Genomic DNA, 18776 nt, shown 5'->3' with positions numbered 1-18776 from the left:
AACCGTTACGACAACAACCGGCTCGACAAGGGTGTCCTGGGTGAGGACCCGTACGGCAGGCTGCAGGACCGCGGCATCCTGGCCCGTACCAAACACGAGACGCTGCGCGGCGGTGACCTGGTGCTGACCGACGACGAGCTGCGCCGGGTGGAGATGGTTCCCGGTCTTCTCCCCAAGGAGGCGGAACGGCGGCTGGCCGAGGACCACTCACGCAACGAGTCCCTGATCAAAGCGCTCATCCGGGTCGAACAGCTGGGACCGGTGCTGGTCTTCGCCACGTCCGTCAGCCACGCCCACTTCCTCGCCGCGGTCCTGAACGACCACGGCATCCCGTCGGCCTCGGTCGACGGCGAGACGCCGACGACCCGGCGGCAGCAGATCATCGATCAGTTCGGCAAGAACCGCAAGATCAAGGTGCTGACCAACTACGGCGTGCTGCACCAGGGCTTCGACGCCCCGGCCACCAGGGCCGTGGTCGTCGCCCGACCGACCTACAGCCCCAACGTCTACCAGCAGATGATCGGCCGAGGGCTGCGCGGTCCGCGGAACAACGGCACCGACGAGTGCCTGATCCTCAACGTGGAGGACAACGTCATCAACTACGAGCAGAAACTCGCGTTCACCGACTTCGAGCAGATGTGGCACACGGCATGAGCACGCCACCGGTCGCCGACGAACCGACCGACGAGCAGCTGAGTGTCATCCGCCAGCCCGTCGACTCCCGCACGCTGCTGATCGCTCCGGCCGGTACGGGCAAGACCTTCACCGTCGTACGCCGGATCGAGCACCTCCTCGAGGAGGGCCTCGCACCCGACGAGATCCTCACCCTCTCGTTCTCCCGCGCCGCGGTCGCCGAACTCGCGAAACGGACGCAGGGGCGGACCCGCCTCGTCGACGTCCGCACCTTCGACGCCTGGGCGCTGGACCTGCTGCGGAACACGTACTCCGACGAGGAGTGGGGCCACTGGACGTTCGACGAGCGGATCGCCGAAGCCACGACGGCCCTCGCGCAGGGCGACACCGAGCACTACACCCACCGGATCCGGCACGTCCTACTCGACGAGGTCCAGGACCTCGTCGGTGCCCGCCAGGACATGGTTCGTGCCCTACTGACCGCTCTGGACTGCGGTTTCACCGTGGTCGGGGATCCGGCCCAGGCCATCTACCGCTTTCAGCAGCGCGCCGGCACCGCCGAGGGTGACGTGTTCACCTGGCTGCGTGCGACCTACGCCGACGACCTCGAGGAGACGGCTCTCAGCCGTGACTTCCGGGCCCGCAAGCCCCGCGAACCGGCTCTGATCGCCTGCGGCGTCGAACTCCGGACGTCCGAGGTCGCCGAGCAGACCATCCGATCGATCCGGCACCGGTTCCTCGACCTGCTCTGCGTCGGAACGGTCGGTGAGATCGCCGGAGGTCTCGCCCACCAGGGGGGCACCTCGGCGGTCCTGTGCCGCGACAACGGTCAGGTCCTACAGGTCTCCGCCGAGTTGCACGAGGCCGGTGTGCCCCACCGAGTGCAGGGCCGGGCGGGGGAGGTCGGCTTCCCCGCCTGGGTCGCCGATCTGCTCCGCCACGACGGGCGCACGATCGACGAGGACACCTTCCGCGCCGGCACCGGGGCCACCGACTCCGCGCTCGCCTGGGCCGCGCTGCGTGGCGCGGCCGGTGCCGGGTCGAACCGCGTCGACCTCGATCGGCTGCGCACCGCGTTCGCCTCCGGACGGCATCGGCTGCTGCCCGACCCGGCCGCCGAGCCCGTCGTCTCGGTGTCGTCCATGCACCGTGCCAAGGGGCTGGAATACGACCACGTCTTCATCCTGGAGAACCCGGCCCGCGATCATCACGACGCCCTGGACGAGGCCCGACTGCTGTACATGGCGATGACCCGCAGCCGGGAGGATCTCTTCCGCCTGGAGGCGATCGCGTCGGGCGGCCCGCTACACGTCAAACGCTGCAAGGCGAACGGGCGGTGGGCCCGCTACCACTTCCGCAGGCATCGCGGCCGGTACGGGCTGGCCGTCGAGCCCGGCGATGTGAGTGCCGACCTGCCCGCCGGCACCGCCGTGTTCACCGACGACCCTGCTGAACTGCAGCTATACCTGGCCCGACGGGTACGGCCGGGCGATAGCGTGACTCTGGAACGCGCCGACACCGAGCCCGCGGACGAGCTACCGGCGCCGATGTACGTCGTCCGGCACGACGGTCGCCCCATCGGCGTGGTCTCCACGGCGTTCCGCGAGGCTCTGTCGGCGTACCTGTTCGACCGCGGCGAACCGCGTCCCGACGCGCGATGGCCGCACGCGATCACCCAGTGCCGGGTCGACGACGTCGAGACCGTCTTCGGCAGCACCGCCGCGGGCAAGCGCTTCGGCCTCGGCAACCACGGGGCGTGGCTCGCCCCCCGATTGACCGGACTGACCTGGTTCCAATGGGAGGACGGGGACACCGCAGATGAGTGACTTCACCGAGCATTTCGCATTCCGTGACACCCTCACCCGGCGACTCGTCGAGGATGTGCTCGGCCCAGCCGAGGAACACGAGATCCTCACCGACCCGCCCGCGACCACCTACCTCACCGGTGTCCTCTACCCGCAGCGTCGTCACGACGAGGCGGTCGAGGAGTCGGCGGAGAAGGACTTCGACCTCGGCGGCGCCGAGAGCGACGTCGACGAGCAGCCGGACAGCGGGGTCTCCCTGGCCAACGTCCAGAACCCGTCGTCGATGGGTCTGAGTTTCGCCGTCCACCCCCGGGCCACGACCGCGACGATCACCGTCACCGGGGCCACCTATCAGCCGATCGACGAGGCGGGCAACCCGGTCGAGGCCGAGATGGCGGAGGCCCGCTCCATCGAGGACTCGAAGGTCCGATGGCGCAGGCTGCCGGTCGAGACCGCCGTGGCGATCGATCTGCACCCCGGATCGGGCCGGACCTACGAGGTCGTGCCGGGTCTGGAGATCCGTGTCCGGGTCCGCCCGGTCGGTGGCGGCCGGGACGCCATCGCCGTCACCGTCACCCTCGTCAACAACCATCCGGGCGAGGGCCTGGTCCTGCGTGACCAGTGGTGTTTCTTCCAGTGCGGCCTGCGGGTGGACACCGATCCCCGGCAGCCGATGATCATCGAGCAGACCCGTCCGGCGGCCGATGACGACGACGAGACGCTGCTGGCCGCCATGCTTTACCACCACTCCCCCACGTTCGCCACCGGTCACGGCTGTGCCGTCGACTGGGATCCGCAGCATGTCGAGGCCGACGATCCGGGTGAGCCGCGGTCGGTCACCGCGGTCTGGTCCTCGTTCACACCGCGGTACGACGTGCTGCTGGCCGAGAGCAACCCGGAGATCGACACGACCGGTCTCCGCATGATCGATCTGGCGCGCGGTGACGACGCCACGGTGATCGCGACGTTGCGTGCCCTGGTCGCCGGATACCGGGCCTGGGTCGAGGATCGGGAGGCCGAGGCGAGGGGGATGGCGGGCACCCCGTTCGCCTCAGTGGCCGGCGAGCAGGCCGCCCAGTGCCGCGAAGCCCACGACCGGATGGACGCGGGTATCGATCTGCTGGCCGCGGACCCGCGGGTGATGCGGGCGTTCCGGCTGGCCAACCACGCGATGGCGATGCAGCGTGCCCGTACGGTCATGCTCAAGGACGGCGACCAGGACGAGAACCTCTCCCTCGGACGCTGGTACCCGTTCCAGCTGGGTTTCCTGCTGCTCTGCCTGCGCGGCATCGCCGACCCGGAGCATGACGACCGCGGCGTCGCGGACCTGCTCTGGTTCCCCACCGGCGGCGGGAAGACCGAGGCCTATCTGGGTCTGGTCGCGTTCACCGTCTTCCTCCGGCGGATCCGCAACGCCGAGCTCGGTGCCGGCGTCACGATCCTGATGCGGTACACCCTCCGGCTGCTCACCCTGCAGCAGTTCGAACGCGCGACGACCCTGATCTGCGCCATGGAGCGGCTGCGTCAGGAGCAGGACGACATGCCGGGCGACGAGATCTCCATCGGCATGTGGGTCGGCCGCAGCGCCACGCCGAACCACCTCGAGGACGCCGAGGCCGCCCTCAAGAAACTTCGGGCCGGCAACACCCTGGCCACCGAGAACCCGGTACAGCTGCGCCGATGCGCCTGGTGCGGTGTGGACATCGACGCGTTCAACTACCGCGTCGACCACGCCGCCCGGCGGATGATCGTCGCCTGCGGCAACACCGACTGCCACTTCCAGTCGGGGCTGCCGGTCCACCTCATCGACGCCGCCGTCTATCACCACCGGCCGACGCTGATCATCGCCACCGTGGACAAGTTCGCCCAGATGGCCTGGAAGGAGGAGCCCGCGGCGCTGTTCAACCGCAGCGATGGCACTCCGGCCGGTACGCCGCCGCCGGAGCTGATCATCCAGGACGAGCTGCACCTGATCTCGGGACCGCTCGGGACCCTGGTCGGCCTCTACGAGACCGTTCTCGACATCGCGGCGCAACGCCCGAAGGTGATCGCCTCCACCGCGACGATCCGTCGCGCGCAGGACCAGGGGCGGGCGCTGTTCGACCGTGCGGTGCACCAGTTCCCGCCCTCGGGTCTGGACTCCCGGGACTCCTGGTTCGCCGTGCAGGCACCACCGGAACGCAAGCCGTCACGTCGATACATCGGTCTGTTCGCCCCCGGAAGCAGCCAGGCGAGTCTGCTGATCCGGGCCTACGCCGCCCTGCTGCACCACGCCGCCACCGTCGAGGGCAAGGGCGATGTCCGTGACGCGTACTGGACGCTGCTGGGCTACTTCAACAGCCTGCGACTGTTGGCCTCCGCGGAGCTGCAGGTCAACGACGACGTCGTCAAACGTATCCAGCTGCTCACCGGCGACGAGGAGCCCTCGGAGCTCCTCCAGAGTGAATTGACCAGTCGGGTGGCGGCCTCGGAGATCCCGAAGCGGCTGCGTGACCTCGACACCAGATACCCGCACGAGGACGCACTGCGGGTCGTGCTGGCCACCAACATGATCTCGGTCGGCGTCGACGTCGACCGGTTGGGGCTGATGGCCGTGACCGGTCAGCCCCAGACGACCGCCGAGTACATCCAGTCGACCAGCCGGGTCGGCCGACGGTATCCGGGGCTGGTCGTCATGCTGTACAACGCCGCACGCTCGCGGGACCGGTCGCACTACGAACGGTTCCGTTCCTACCACTCCGCCCTGTACCGCCAGGTCGAGTCCACGAGCGTGACGCCGTTCTCGGCCCGCGCCCGAGATCGCGCCCTGCACGCGGTACTGGTCAGCGCGGCCCGCGTGATGCATCGGGAGGCCCGCCCCAACGCCGCCGCCAAGGACCTGCCGTACCTCGAGCCGAAGCTCCGCGAGTTGTCGGAGCGCATCCTCGCCCGGGTCGCCGCCGTCGCCCCGGACGAGCTCCAGGGGACCAGGGAGGACCTGGACTGGGTCCTGGTGCGCTGGCAGGAGCTGCTCGACCGCAACGACCGGCTGGTCTACGACCAGCGCAGAGCCAAGTTCGACACCAAACCCCGGTCGGAGTACGCGGCGCTGCTGTGCAATTTCGACGACGACGATCTGCCGCACTCGTTCCGGACGATGAACAGTCTCCGCGACGTGGACGTCGAGACGAACATGATCCCGCGGGAAGGACGATGACGATGCCTGGACGCTCACGGACGCCGCGCGCCGGCCGCAGTGCCGCCGGACCCGCCCCGAAACCGATCGGCAGCGCACGCCGGGCACAGATGATCACAACGTACGGCGTGGGTTCGATGATCGCCATCGACGACGCGTCGTGGATCGTCGCCGGCCTCGAGGACTGGCGACCCAACACCGAACAGCAGGTTCATGAACCCCGTATCCAGCGGGCACTGGGCGTCGACTACCTGTACCTGCCGCCCGCGGAGAGCGCCTATTTCACGGCGGGCCTGCGACGGTTCCCCGAGTTCTACTCCTGTCAGGGATCGGGCAACTGCAACCTGCTGCAGCCCTACTGGAAGTTCCGAGCGAGCGATTCGAAATGTCCGTGCGGCGAGGGCACTCTCATCCCGTCGCGTTTCGTCGTCGCCTGCGACGACGGCCACCTCAACGACTTCCCCTATCGGGCCTGGATCCACCGTGGCGCCAAGAGCGGGCCCTGTGACCAGGACATGCGGATGATCACCACCGGGCGGACCGCCTCGCTGCGGTCGATCCAGCTGGTCTGCGGTTGTGGTGCCAAGGGGTCGATGGAGGGCGCGTTCCGTCGCAGCGAGCTGCGACAGTTGGGTATCAAGTGCTACGGCGGCCGGCCGTGGCTGCGCGGCGCTGCGAAGGTCACCGGCTGCGAGCGGCTCCCGCGGACCCTGCAGCGTGGTTCCTCGGCGGCCTGGTTCGGCATCGTCCGATCCTCGCTGGCCATTCCACCCTGGTCCACGGGCCTGCAGCGGATCATCGAGTCGCGTTTCGAGATGTGGCGCGACGAGGACGACGCCACGATCGAACGGCAGGCGATCAAGGCCAAACTCGTCAAGGGGTCGGTGACCGTACAGCACATCATCGATGCGGTCCGCCGCCGGGAGGCCTTGGAGAAGGGCAACCCGGTGCCCGACCAGGACCTCGATCTCTCCCTCAAGCGTGAGGAGTACGAGCAGCTCTGCTCGCCGACGGTCGAGGAGCAGACCGACGAGAAGCCCGACTTCGAATGTCGGCCCGCCGAGGCGGTACCGGTCCCGCAGTTGGATCAGGTCATGCTCGTCACCCGGCTGCGCGAGGTGCGGGTGTTGCAGTCCTTCACCCGGGTGGAGCCGCCGGGTCCGGCGGACGCCGAGTCCCGGCGGGGCGAGCTGTCGGTCGGTGAGATGGACTGGCTGCCGGCGATGGAGGTGGTCGGCGAGGGGGTGTTCCTGCGGCTCTCGGAGCGCAGGCTCACCGAGTGGGAGGAGCGCCCGGAGGTTCGCAAGCGGGCCGCGGGCATCATCGGCAACCATCAGAGGCTGCTCGATCGTCGGGCCGAGGCGGCCGGCAAGACGGCTCCGGTCTCCCCGGTCACGGCTCGCTCCATCATGATCCACACGCTGGCGCACCTGCTGGTCAACGAGTGGAGCCTGGACTCCGGTTATCCGGCCTCGGCGATGCGGGAGCGGCTGTACACCTCTCCGGAGATGGCGGGCATCCTCATCTACACCGCCACCAGTGACTCCGCCGGCAGCCTCGGCGGCATCGTCCGGCAGGGCGAGCCGGAGCGGCTGAAACACACGCTGGCGGCCGCGTTGCGACGGGCGGAGTGGTGCTCGACCGACCCGCTGTGCATGGAGGCGGACGCCGCCGGTTCCGACAGCCTCAACCTGGCGGCCTGTCACGCCTGCAGTCTGTTACCGGAGACCAGCTGCGAGCACAACAACACGCTGCTGGACCGTGGGCTGGTGCTCGGTTGGCCCGCCGAACCCGAGCTCGGTTTCTTCTCCTGACGACACCACATCGGCGGACACCTCGATCGAGGTGTCCGCCGATGCACATCTCGTCCCCGATGACCGTGTTCCGGAGCCGTTGCGGTGCATACTCGTGTCTTCGACGACAGGGGCTCAACAGCGACCGGCTGCCGACCGATGGTTCCGGCACGACGTCCGTCCCCGGACGGCCGTGCCGTTCTCGAAGAGCGCCCGTCGTCATCCACCGGGTCGAGGAGTGTTGAGGAGTCCTGTGACGCAGTCTGCGGCATGGCAGTGGAATCGGCAGAGCCCCGCGTACGGCAACTTCGGCAACGCCAATCAGTGGACGGTCAACGCGGGTCTGGTGTCGTTGGCCCGGGAGAGCGCGCAGAACGCCAACGACGCACGCGCCGGAGCACAGCCCGCCGAACTCGTCTACAGCTTCATCCGCCTGACCGGTGCCGCGCGTGACGCGTTCCTGACGACGCTCGGCTGGTCCGATCTGCAGGCGCATCTGCAGGCGATGGGTGAGGCGGCGCGCGGCGCCGTGACGGCCGGTCAGATCCGGGCCGGGCTGGAGGCCTTCGAGCAGACGGATTCGCTGGTGCTGCTGCGCGTCGCCGACTACGGATGTCGTGGCCTGACCGGGCCCGAGTTCGCCGAGGACGGTCTGTCCTCCGACGACTTCGGCAACTTCATCAAGTTGTGCCGGCTCGACCTGTTCAGCGGCAAGGACAAGGCCGCGGGTGGCTCGTTCGGGCTGGGCAAGGCCGTCTACTGGCGGTTCTCCCGGTTGCAGACGGTGTTGTTCAACTCGGTGCTGGCCCCGTCCGACGCGGTCGGCGGCTTCACCCAGAACCGGGTGTTCGGGGTCAATCAGGGTGTGCTGCACAGCTACCGCGACATGGGTTACGAGGGTCGGGGCTACTTCGGTCGGGCCTATCCCAACGGTCACGTCGGCTCGGTCTGGAACGATTTCGAGTTGGTCGACGCGTTGCACTTGAACCGTGCCGACGCCCGGCCGGGGACGACCGCGCTGCTGTTGGGCTTCTACGACCCGGATCAGCCGCAGCGGGGGCTGAACGGGCTGGAGGAGCTGACCGAGATGGCCCACGATCTGCGCGAGGGTGTGGAGGAGAACTTCTGGCCGTTGCTGACCCGCGGTGGTCTGCGGGTACGCATCGAGGTGATCGACAACGACACGGTCGTCTCGGAGAAGGCCGTCGATCCGGAGGAGACGTACACCGAACTCGTCCGGGCCCTTCGTCGTTTCGACGCCGGGAAGATCGACGGTGAGCTCACCGGACCGGACACGGTGGTGGTGCGCGACGTGCCGGTGACGGTACCGCGGCGGCGCACCGGCGACCGGCACCAGTCGTTCGTGCACCAGGCGAAACTCGTGGTGACGTTGTCCGACGACCAGAAGGACACCCTCGAGAACCGGGTGTGCCTGCTGCGCCGGCCGGAGATGATCGTGCAGACCCTCGACCGGCCCTTCGACGGCCACACGTATCACGCGTTCCTGCTCGCCGGTGCGGCGATCCACCCGGGCGGGCCGACCGCCGAGGAACTGTGGGCCGATGACTTCCTGCGGTTCGCCGAGCCGCCCGCGCACGATCGTTGGCTGCCCGGTACCGGACGTCGTCAGGCCTCCCAGGCGAACCTGACGGCGCACTACATCGCACCGTGGGTGCCGAATCTGCAGGGCATCGAGAAGGGTGTCGCCGCGGCCCTGCACGGTCTGTTCGGTGCGCCGCCGCCGCGTACCGGTGCGCCTCCGGAGTCGCTCATGCGGCACCTGCGATTCCTGCGGTCCGAGAGCGGATCCGGCGGGGCCGGCGGCGCACCGCACAAGCCGGAGATCGACCTGACCGAATGGCGGGTCGAGGATGGACGGTGGAACGTGCGTTTCACCGTCCGCGCCAAGAACCGGCCGCAAGGTTGGAACCTACGACCGGTGCTGGCGTTCGTCGGCCTCGACGGCAGACGCGCGGTGGTCGACTGGGACTCCCTTCTGATCGAGGACGGTGCCGGTGCGCTGGTCGACGGCGGGCTGCGGATCGAGGCGACTCCGCGCGGCCGTTTCGCCAAGGTGACGCTGCACGGTCGATCGACTCGTGACCTGCCGATCCCGGCGGCGGAGGCAGCGGTCGAAGTGATCCTGCAGAAGCCCGGCCCGCTGCTCGCCCCGACCGACGAGGACGCCTGATGACCGTTCGTTACCCGTGGCCGACCTTCACGGCCCCGCTTCGATGCCGGTTGACCGACGTCCACCTCGACGGCCGGCCGCTGCCCGCGGATCTGATCGACGACAGTCACTACCGGGTGCGGCTGGACGGCATGTCGACGTGGGAGTCGTTCGAGTGCGAGGTCGTCCTCTCGACGGACGAGGCGATGCCGACCGGCGTCGACCGGCTGACCGGCTACGTCATGGTCTCCTCGTCGGCGACCAACACCCGGCTCCCGTTCCCGTTGACGGCCGCCGACGGTTCTCTGGTCGGACGGATCACCGTCGTGCGCGGTGCCGTGGCCGGTGGCTTCACCGTCGCGGCGGAGGTCGGCGGCGACGTGGCCGGACGTCGACGGGTCGTGGGCTCGAGCGATCCCTGGACCGTGGTCCTGGATCATCGGGAGGCGCCCGTCCCGCCCGGTGCCCCGCCGTTCGCGATGTCCTGGGCGGACTTCAACTCGTCGGCCGCGCCCGCGGCGGCTCGGCAGACCCCGGACGCCCTGGCCTTCATGGACGTCACCGGCGAGCCGCGGTTGTGGCTGAACGCGGGTGTGCCCGGTCTGCAGGCGCTGCTCGACAACAACCATGCCAAGCTGGAACGCCGTCGGCTGCGCGACATCCTCAGTACGACGATCGCCCGTAACGCCACCTCGGCGCTGTTCCGGGCCGCCGCCGCCGAGGTGGTCTCCTACGGTGACGAGCCGCCTCAACCTCCGGCCACCGCGTTGTACCGGCAGGTGTGCCAGGCCGTCGCGGATCAGATGATCGGCATCGCCGGCGTCGACGAGTTGTACGAGCAGTTGGTCGCCCAGCGCGACGATCCGCTGGGCAACGCCGACCTCTGGCGCCGCATCGACGCGGCCGTCGACACGCTGACCGGTTCCCTCGACGCCCTGACCACCGCGTCTCAGGAGGTGTCCCATGGCTGAGCCGATCCTGTGCCGGTTCAAGCATCGGATCCCGGCGGATCTGCGCGACCGGCTCGTCCGGCGGGTCGAGGAGCCGGATGAGCATCAGGAGCCGATCCGCCGTTCGGACGGGTCGACCATCGATCTCACCGTCATCGACGTGTTGATGAGGCGGTTCCGGGACCGGTTCGCCGACCTCGATCAACGCGGCGACCGGGCGGCCAGCGACAGCTGGTTGGCGCCCCGGCTGCACTACGCCCTGCGGCTGACCCGCGCCGAGGCCGGTGACCGCGATCTCTGGTCCTGGCTCGCGATCCGGTACAGCGATTACGTGGTGTGGCGGTGGGCCGGCGCCGGCGAGAAACCGACCGAGGACCGTTGGCACGGCCAGATCAACAAGCAGGCGCTGATGCGGCTGTGGTGGGGTGCCGAACTCTTCCGCAACGGCCCCGACTACTCGCCCGTCGAACGGGCCTTCTCCCGTCAGGACGTACCGCACAATCTGCTGCATCGCACGCTGGTCCGGTGCCGTTCGCTGGCGGTGGCCCTGATCGACGACCTGGTGCCGGCCGGTCAGGAGATCGTCGGCAGCTCTCGGGAGATCCGCGACCTCGCTCGGGTGTTGAACCTGGCGATGGCCGGGAGCCCACCGGAGCTGGAGACCGATCTCCAACAGGACGACCACCGCGCCTACGGTGCGTGGGTGCGGGAGTTCGTCCTCGTGCCGGCCGACTGGGAGGTGCCGTTGCGGGGCCCCGCGGCCGCCGACACGACCGCGTCGTCGTTGGCCGGTGGGCGGGCGATCACCGAACGCGGCCGGCAGTACGCCGCCATGGGTCGGGACACGTAGCCGGGTTCAGTCGGCGCGGTCCGGTGGTGACGGGACTCGACGCAGGTCGGCGACCGATTCGACGATCCGGTCGGCGGCCTGCTCGATCGCCTCGTGTTCCCAGATCCGCACGACGGTCCACCCCGCCTCGGTGAGCTTGGTGTTGGTCTCCAGGTCCCGGCGTCGGTTCGTGGCGACCTTGTCGGCCCAGAAGGCGGCGTTCGTCTTGGCGACGGTGTGATGAGTCGGACAGCCGTGCCAGAAGCAGCCGTCGAGGAAGACCGCCAGCCGGATGCGGGGGAACACCAGGTCGGCGGTACGACGGACGGCCTTGATCGGGCGTCGGTTGACGAAATATCGCAGGCCCCGGGAGTGCACCGCGCGACGCAGCGCGAGTTCCGGCTTGGTGTCACGGCCGGTATTGGCCTGCATCGACTTCCGGACACCGGCCGACGACGCCCACGAGCTTTCGGACATGCGTTCCATCTCACCCGTGTGGCAGCCTTGCTCAAAGACCAGGGGGGACTAACATGTCGCGGGTGAGTGACCGCCTGAGCATGATCGACCTGTTCGCCGGATGTGGCGGTATGACCGTCGGATTCCGCCGTGAGGACTTTCGCCCGGTGATGTCCGTGGAGTGGGATCTCGCGGCCGCCGCCACCTACGCGGCGAACTTCGGTGAGTCACACACCCATTGGGGCGACATCACACTCATCCCCGACGAGCAGATCCCGCAGGCGCAGGTGATCATCGGCGGTCCGCCGTGCCAGGGCTTCTCGAACCTGGGTAGCAAGGACGTCGACGACCCGCGCAACAAGCTGTGGAAGGAGTATCTGCGGTTCGTGGTGCACGCGCGTCCGCAGGTGTTCGTCATCGAGAACGTCGAGCGGTTCTCCCGGGCGTCGGAGTTCCAGCTGCTGCTGGAGGAGGCCGACCACGGGATGATCAAGGATTACCAGCTCTCGTACGGCGTACTGCTGGCCGCCGATTACGGTGTCGCGCAGCGTCGGCCGCGGACGATCGTGATCGGTTCCCGCATCGGCGAGATCCCCCTGCCGCAACCGACGCACGCCAAGGTTCCGACCGGTGACCTGCGGCCGTGGGAGACGGTGCGCAGCCGGATCTCCTGGATCGATCCGCACCCCACCACGACCGAGCTGCCGGACTCGATGACGGAGTATTTCGGGCAGCGGATCCGTGGCGAGTTCAAGGCGAACGACATCCACTTCGGCAGGCAGCCGACGGCGATGTCGTTGGAGCGGTATGACCACATCCCGCCCGGCGGGGGCCGTTTCAATCTGCCGGATCATCTGCTGTCGCGGTGCTGGCGGGAGAAGAAGACCGGTACGACCGACGTCATGGGTCGGATGCGGTGGGACGCACCGTCGTTGACCATCCGTACCGAGTTCTTCAAGCCGGAGAAGGGCCAGTATCTGCATCCGCAGTGGGACGCCGATCATCCCGATCGTCGGGTCAACCGGGTGATCACCCACTACGAGGCCTCGCTGCTGCAGGATTTCCCGAAGGACTACCTGTGGTGTGGTTCGAAGACGGAGATCGCCAAGCAGATCGGTAACGCCGTCCCGTCCGGTCTCGCGGCGGCCATCGCCAAGCACCTCAAGGGATATCTGAACTGACTCGACAGGGCTCACCCGCTCTGCCAAGCTGCCGACGTGTCGATGGTTCAGGGTGATCTGTTCGGCGACCACGGAGACTGGGCATGGGCGCCCCGAACGCTTCGCGAGCACCGGACCCGGGTGCTGCCGGCTCGCCCGTCGCAGACCGGCATGCCACGTTCGGCGACGGGTCCGTGGGATTCGCACACCGGCGCCGAACCGCCGACGCGTGAGGCGGACCCCGAGATCTGGGCGGTGCGCTCCGCGATCCTGGCGGAGGACCCGGCCGGTGTTCGGATGGGCTACGCGATTCGGGAGGCCCTCGACCAGATCTATGACGGTCAGCGCACCGGCCGGTGGGATTACACCCAGCTGTTGAAGACCGAGAAGACCCACGTCGGTACGCTCGTCGAGATCTGGCTGCAGCGGGAGTTCGGTTTCCAGGACGGCGAGGAACTCGACTACCGGATCGCCGGGGTCGACGTCGACTGCAAGTGGTCGCTGAACCTGTACGACTGGGAGATACCCCAGGAGATGTACAGCCGTGGCGACAAGATCGCGCTCGTCGTCTGGGCCAACGAGTACACCGCCCGTTGGGCCGCCGGACTGGTCCGGATCAGCGAGGCGGTGCTGCGGCCGCCGGGCCGGCAGCGGGACGGCAAGCGCCGGTTGAACGACAGCGGCCGTGATCGCATCCTCTGGATCCACCCCGGTGTCGACCTGGTCAAGAACACTCTCCTGCACATCGGGGATCCACGGAAACTCGAGCTCATCGCCTACGCCACGCACGGCCAGACGGCGGTGACCAACCTGTTCCGGGAGTTGACCGGTGAGCTGATCAACCGGGCCACCGTGCTCACCGCCGCCCAGCAGGTCGACAGCGCCAAACGGGTCCGCGACGCCCGACGGCGACTGCAGTCGGAGGGGATCGTGATCTTCGGTCACTACGCGCCGCATCCGCGGATGGCCGAGGAACTCGGGCTGCCCGCCCCGACGCTGGGTCGTTTCGTGAGTGTCCGTCTGAGCCCTTGGCTCCCGGCGGATCCCGAGCCGCACACCGAGATCGACGGAGGGCGGTGGCGACGCGCCCGTGCCGGCGATCCGGTGGTCGCCGCCCCGACCCTGCCCAGCCAGGGCAACAACGGGTGATCCGGGTCGTCTAGCGGCCGCCCGGCTTCCACAGGTATTCGAAGTCACGGAAGGCCGGCTCGGCTCCGAAGTGGGTGATGTTGTCGGCCACGTCGAGTACGAGGCACTCCGGTTTGCCACGGTTGCGGGGACCGCGTAGCCCTCGACCGATCATCTGCTGGTACACGTTCGCGCTGTAGGTGGGTCGGGCGACCACGATGGCGCGGGTGGCCGGTGCGTCGAATCCCTGGGTCAGGACGTTGTAGTTGGTCAGGACCCGGATCTCACCCTCCCGGAAGCGGCGGACGCTCTGTCGCCGCAGGCCGGGGTCGGTCGAGCCGGTGACCGTCGCCGACCGGACCCCACGCCTGTTCAGCAGCGCCGACAGCACGTAGGCGTGTTCGACGGACGTCGCGAAGACCAGGACGGGCCAGTCCTCGGGCAGGGCGGCGATCTCCTTGACCAGCATGGCGGTACGGTCGCGGTCGGCGGCCAGTCGCATCTCGGCGCTGTCCGGCAGGCGGCGATAGGTGCTGGCGTCGGCGTGTTCCTGCTCGGAGAGGTGCAGTGTCGCGCCGGGCAGCTCGCGATGTTCGACGCGGGCGAGGATGCCGTCGTTCTGCAGGGTCAGGTACGGGCGTTCGCCGAGGATCTCGACTCCCTCGGCGGTGAAGTCGAGCCGGTTCTTCTGGTACCTGTTGGTCAGGCGTTCGGTCTCGGCGGCGTTGGAGCCGATGAAGGGTGTGGCGGTCAGTCCGATCATCGGGCATCGGGTGCGGTGCGGGGTGATGCCCAGCGAGGCCAGGACCGCGGTGTACCGGCTGCTCAGCGAGGTGTGTGCCTCGTCGATGAGGACGCACTGGCTCTCTCGGATCCAGGCGTAGTCGTCATCGTCGACGACGGAGGCGAGTTTGGCGTCGGTCGCCACGACGAGATGGAAGCCGGTGGCGACCGGATCGGCCTCGTTGCGTGACCAGAGTCTGCTGATCGTCAGCGAGGCGTTGCCGCCGAGACTGCGCCAGGCCGACTGCCAGCTCTGTACCGCCTGTTCGCACAGTTCCTCGGACTGCGCGATCCACAGGATCGGGGTGGATCGGCGAAGTTCGCCGGCCCGCATGGATTCGATCAGCGCCTGCAGTGCGGTGCGGGTCTTTCCGGCGCCGGTCGGCAGGCACAGCATGCCTCGTCGTGGGGGTCGGGCGGTGACGACCGACCGGATCCGCTGGACCATCCGCTCCTGGTAGTCGTGTAGCGGCGGGAAGTGGGCGGGCCCGTCCACCACGACCGAGGCCTCGAGTGTGAGGTGTCGTTCCCCGGCGAACGTGGCGGGAAAGCCGAGGTCGGTGACGAACTGTCGCGCACGATGGCTGCCGGCCCAGTGCTCGGGCACGTCGAATCCGAGGCGCTGCAGTTCGCCGCGGTATTCCCGCAGGGCGGTGGTGCCGAAGACGTCGAGGGCGAGGCTGCCGATCGCGCGGTCGGTCAACGGTCCTTCGGAGCGGGCGACGGCGTCCAGGACGGGTTCCGGTAGCCGCGTGCGCAGCGTCGCCGCGCCGAGCAGGGCCACCAGCCGGTCGGTGTCGTCGGCCTGGTCCCGGACCCGGGACAGCCGGGAGTCTCGGCGCGCCTGTTCGCGGTGGGCGACGATCTGGCGGCACTGTTCGTCGGTGAGCTCGAGCCTGGCCTGTGCCCGGAGTCGCTGGAGCAGGGTGAGGTCGTCGAACGGGGCCCGGCTGTAGAGGACGTCACCGGCCCGCAGCGTCGTCGCGGGTTGGGCGCGGCGGCCGTTCGGGCCGCTGATCAGTTCCTCGAGCTCGCTGCAGACGACCAGATCGACGCCCTGCAGCGGCCGACCGGGCAGGAAGCGTAGGCGGGGGAACATCTCCTCCAGCGATTCCGGCTCCCCCACGGCGACGGCCCGCACCTCGGTGGTCAGCACGTCGTCGAGAGCGGACAGCCCCCATGCCGATCTCAGCTGCCGGGCCGCGTCCGCCGAGGCCGGCAGGGTGGGGATGCCCTGGTCGGCGAGGCGTCTCGATTGCGTGGCGCCGACCGCGACGGCAACCTCGCCCGGTGCCGTGAAGATCGTGGCGCCGTCGCGAAGGCACCGGATCCGGGCCGGCGCCGGCAGGTATGCGCTGGCGGCCGCGTACACCTCGGCGAGTGGTTCGATGTCCAGATCGTTCTCGGCGTGCCGGAGGATGCGCCGCCATCTGACGGCGCCGATCTCTCCCGCCTCGGTGGGCAGTTGCAGCGCCGTGGCCAGACCCGGATCGATCTCGGCCACCGGCAGCGTCGCGCGACCACCGGTGAACGTCGGGCTCAGACACTCGCCGACGGGTAACGGTCCCCACGCCGTCGGCAGGTAGCCGTACCGGCGGATCGCCCACACCAATGGTGAGCGGATCTGCACGCTCCGGTCGACGCGGGTGACGGCCCAGGCCCGCCAGGTCGTCACGACACCCTCGATCGGGAGGTGCCGCAGGAAGAGGGCCACCTGCTGTGGGGTGAGCTCGCCGAGGACGCCCAGTGGACCGGCGGGCGGCGGCCCGGTGACCTTGATGCCGCGCTCGTTGGGGCGACTCATCTGGACCGGGAGGGCGGCGTAGAAGTCGGTGACCATGTCGCGGCGGTACTGCGTGAACCAGGCGTCCCGGGTCGGATCGACCGCGGCCGTCGGTACGTCGGAGGCGCCGAGCAGACTCAACAACGCCACGTCGTCACGGTGGAAGTCGATGTCCACGGCGATCGGCGCATCGGCCGGAACCACCCGGCCGGGAAGCATGCAGTCGCGGACGGTGGTGAACCGGCCGGCGCCGGTACGCACGCGCACCTCGGCGGTGGCGTCCGCGGCGGTGAGGAGGTCACGCACCACGGTCGGGGCGATCCGGCGGGTGAGCGACCAGAACGACTGCCAACCGGCGTCGTCGAGCCGGTCGAGGCCGCTCTGCAGCAGGGACATCAGCCGACCGCCGGCGTCGGCCTCGTGCACGCCCAGGGCGGTTAGGATCTCCTCCAGCTCGGGGTCGTCGTCGAGTCGACGGTCGACGTAGACGAGGTCCTCGACCTCGGGCTCCCCCGGTGTGCGACGGAACACCTGATCGTCGAGGGCCGCCAGGCCGTTGCCGGCGGTGAGCACGATGCGCGCGGCACGTGCCTCGGCCAGGGCGGCGTGGCCGGCGGCGAGCATGCCGGCCACGATCCGCAACGCCGTCGCCGACCCCGCCACGGATCGGCCGGTGAGGGCGCTCTCCAGCCAGACCCGCGGTTTCGTGGCGCCGCGGGCCGCGCCGGCCAGGATGAGCTCGGCCCGCGAGCGTCGGGTGGTCTCCTCGACGCTGTGGTGACACCACTCGTCGGGCCGGTCCGGCACCGAGCGCCAGAGTTCCAGCCACGCCGGATCCATCCGGGGTGGGTGCAGCCGCACCTCGGCGGGCGGGCGCAGCCGGCCGGTCTGGTCGGGCAGGCTCGGTCGGGTCGCGGCGAGCCGGTACACCGCGGTGCTGAGTTCCTTGTCGGCCCAGTTGCGGGCCTCCCGCCCGCGGGCGGTGAGATACAGCAGGTGCCGGGCCGGGTCCTCCGCGGAACTGAGGTACGGGAGCGAGTCGACGATCAGCTCGGCCGCCGCGGCCATGATCTCGTCGTTGAACCTGTTGTCCTTGAGGAGGTTCTGCCGATCCTCATTGGTCTTCCACGGTGCGTTGAGCACGCCGCTGAGGGTCGTCTCGTAGGTGGTCGGGAAGAACGCCCAGAACGCGCCGCTGCCGTGCGCCCCGGAGATCGGCACCGCCCAGGACAGCGGGATCCGGTCGCGGTCGTGGAACTCGCCGGCGTCGCGGCGGGCCTCCCGGCTCGGGGTGTGGATCCGTTCGAAGACCTTCCACACGACGGTCCGCTGGACGTCGTCGTTCTGCTCGGTGACGGTGCGGTCCATGCCGTGGCCGCTGACGGTGACGATCCGCCGGTGACGTTCCGGGCCGCTGCGGTCGTCGAGTTCCAGCCGGCCGATGTGCGGCGAGAAGATCACGAAGTCGCTGGGGAAGGTGCGGATGTCCTGGGCGAGGCGTTCGACGTGTCCGTCGAGCAGCGGCAGTCGGATCACCGTGGTCGCCCAGGACATCAGATCGTCCAGTACGGCGTCGGCGGCGCGTTCGGCGTCGGCGTCGAGCAGCCGGGCGACCCGGAGCACCGGGGTGGGTGCCGTCGTCGCGGTGCGGGCCCGGATGGTCTGCTCGGCGTAGCGCCGGTCCCAGCCGAAGGAGCCGCTGCGACTGAACAGCGCGGGGCGGTCGGAGATCGACAGCACCGACTTGAAGCCGAGACCGAATCGACCGATCTCGGTGCCCCGTTTGCGGGACAGGTGCGAGGCGAGGATCGTCTCGGCGCCCTCCGCGGTGATCGGGGTGCCCCGGTTGGCGCAGTACAACGCGCTCGGCGTCAACACGACATGGATGCCGCCGCCCGGTTCGCGTTGTAGTTCGTCGGCGCCGTTCTGGATGAGTTCGTAGAGCTGGCGTCGTCCGTACCCGCCCTGGGTGATCGACCGCTCGATGTTGGCGTGTTCCTCGACCAGGCCGGGGTGTGCGACGTAGGCCCGCAGGCATTGTTCCGACAGCCCGGTGACCCGGCGGGCCACGGCACTGTCGGAGCCCAGCCAGTCGACGGGTGCCGACATCG

The 18776-nt window shown here is 69.2% G+C and carries 11 protein-coding genes; 9 read left to right on the top strand and 2 right to left on the bottom strand.

What is annotated here, in order from left to right; translation table 11 throughout:
• Nucleotides 1-153: 153 nt before the first annotated feature.
• The 7 genes from Q0Z83_RS55685 to Q0Z83_RS00745 all read left to right on the top strand — a co-directional run bounded on the left by Q0Z83_RS55685 (nt 154) and on the right by Q0Z83_RS00745 (nt 11376).
• Nucleotides 154-654 carry a DEAD/DEAH box helicase gene (locus tag Q0Z83_RS55685; protein WP_396349893.1) on the top strand — a complete coding sequence of 167 codons (501 nt, stop codon included), beginning with the start codon at nt 154-156 and terminating at the stop codon, nt 652-654.
• Nucleotides 651-2459: a UvrD-helicase domain-containing protein gene (locus Q0Z83_RS00770; protein ID WP_317791801.1), complete on the top strand. Its 1809-nt coding sequence runs from the start codon at nt 651-653 to the stop codon at nt 2457-2459. Before Q0Z83_RS55685 ends, Q0Z83_RS00770 begins: the two co-directional genes overlap by 4 nt.
• The gene (locus Q0Z83_RS00765) at nt 2452-5634 is read left to right on the top strand and encodes a helicase-related protein (RefSeq protein WP_317791800.1); all 3183 of its coding nucleotides are present in this window, start codon (nt 2452-2454) and stop codon (nt 5632-5634) included. Before Q0Z83_RS00770 ends, Q0Z83_RS00765 begins: the two co-directional genes overlap by 8 nt.
• Nucleotides 5631-7427, top strand: coding sequence for a DUF1998 domain-containing protein (locus Q0Z83_RS00760; RefSeq protein WP_317791799.1), 1797 nt, complete (start codon nt 5631-5633; stop codon nt 7425-7427). Before Q0Z83_RS00765 ends, Q0Z83_RS00760 begins: the two co-directional genes overlap by 4 nt.
• A gap of 232 nt (nt 7428-7659) precedes the next feature.
• Nucleotides 7660-9597, top strand: a complete 1938-nt coding sequence (locus tag Q0Z83_RS00755) for a hypothetical protein (RefSeq protein ID WP_317791798.1) — start codon at nt 7660-7662, stop codon at nt 9595-9597.
• Nucleotides 9597-10547, top strand: a complete 951-nt coding sequence (locus Q0Z83_RS00750) for a hypothetical protein (RefSeq protein ID WP_317791797.1) — start codon at nt 9597-9599, stop codon at nt 10545-10547. Before Q0Z83_RS00755 ends, Q0Z83_RS00750 begins: the two co-directional genes overlap by 1 nt.
• A complete protein-coding gene (locus Q0Z83_RS00745; RefSeq protein WP_317791796.1) occupies nt 10540-11376 on the top strand; it encodes a DUF6339 family protein in 837 nt (278 codons plus the stop codon). The genes Q0Z83_RS00750 and Q0Z83_RS00745 overlap by 8 nt, the downstream gene beginning before the upstream one ends.
• Before the next feature lie 6 nt (nt 11377-11382).
• Here Q0Z83_RS00745 and Q0Z83_RS00740 read toward each other — a convergent pair whose 3' ends face one another.
• The gene (locus tag Q0Z83_RS00740; protein WP_317791795.1) at nt 11383-11832 is read right to left on the bottom strand and encodes a very short patch repair endonuclease; all 450 of its coding nucleotides are present in this window, start codon (nt 11830-11832) and stop codon (nt 11383-11385) included.
• 53 nt (nt 11833-11885) lie between these two features.
• Between Q0Z83_RS00740 and Q0Z83_RS00735 the strand changes: the two genes are divergently transcribed.
• Nucleotides 11886-12992 (top strand): DNA cytosine methyltransferase, encoded by a 1107-nt coding sequence (locus Q0Z83_RS00735; protein ID WP_317791794.1) that lies wholly within the window; start codon nt 11886-11888, stop codon nt 12990-12992.
• A 42-nt stretch (nt 12993-13034) separates the two neighbouring features.
• A complete protein-coding gene (locus tag Q0Z83_RS00730; protein ID WP_317797399.1) occupies nt 13035-14120 on the top strand; it encodes a NaeI family type II restriction endonuclease in 1086 nt (361 codons plus the stop codon).
• 10 nt (nt 14121-14130) lie between these two features.
• Here Q0Z83_RS00730 and Q0Z83_RS00725 read toward each other — a convergent pair whose 3' ends face one another.
• On the bottom strand, nt 14131-18774 hold the full coding sequence (locus Q0Z83_RS00725; RefSeq protein WP_317791793.1) for a DEAD/DEAH box helicase family protein: 4644 nt from the start codon (nt 18772-18774) through the stop codon (nt 14131-14133).
• Nucleotides 18775-18776 lie beyond the last annotated feature (2 nt).

The organism is Actinoplanes sichuanensis, from assembly GCF_033097365.1.
Taxonomy (GTDB): domain Bacteria; phylum Actinomycetota; class Actinomycetes; order Mycobacteriales; family Micromonosporaceae; genus Actinoplanes; species Actinoplanes sichuanensis.
The sequence above is the reverse complement of the archived record's forward strand: the minus strand, read 5'-3'. Positions and strand labels throughout refer to the sequence as shown.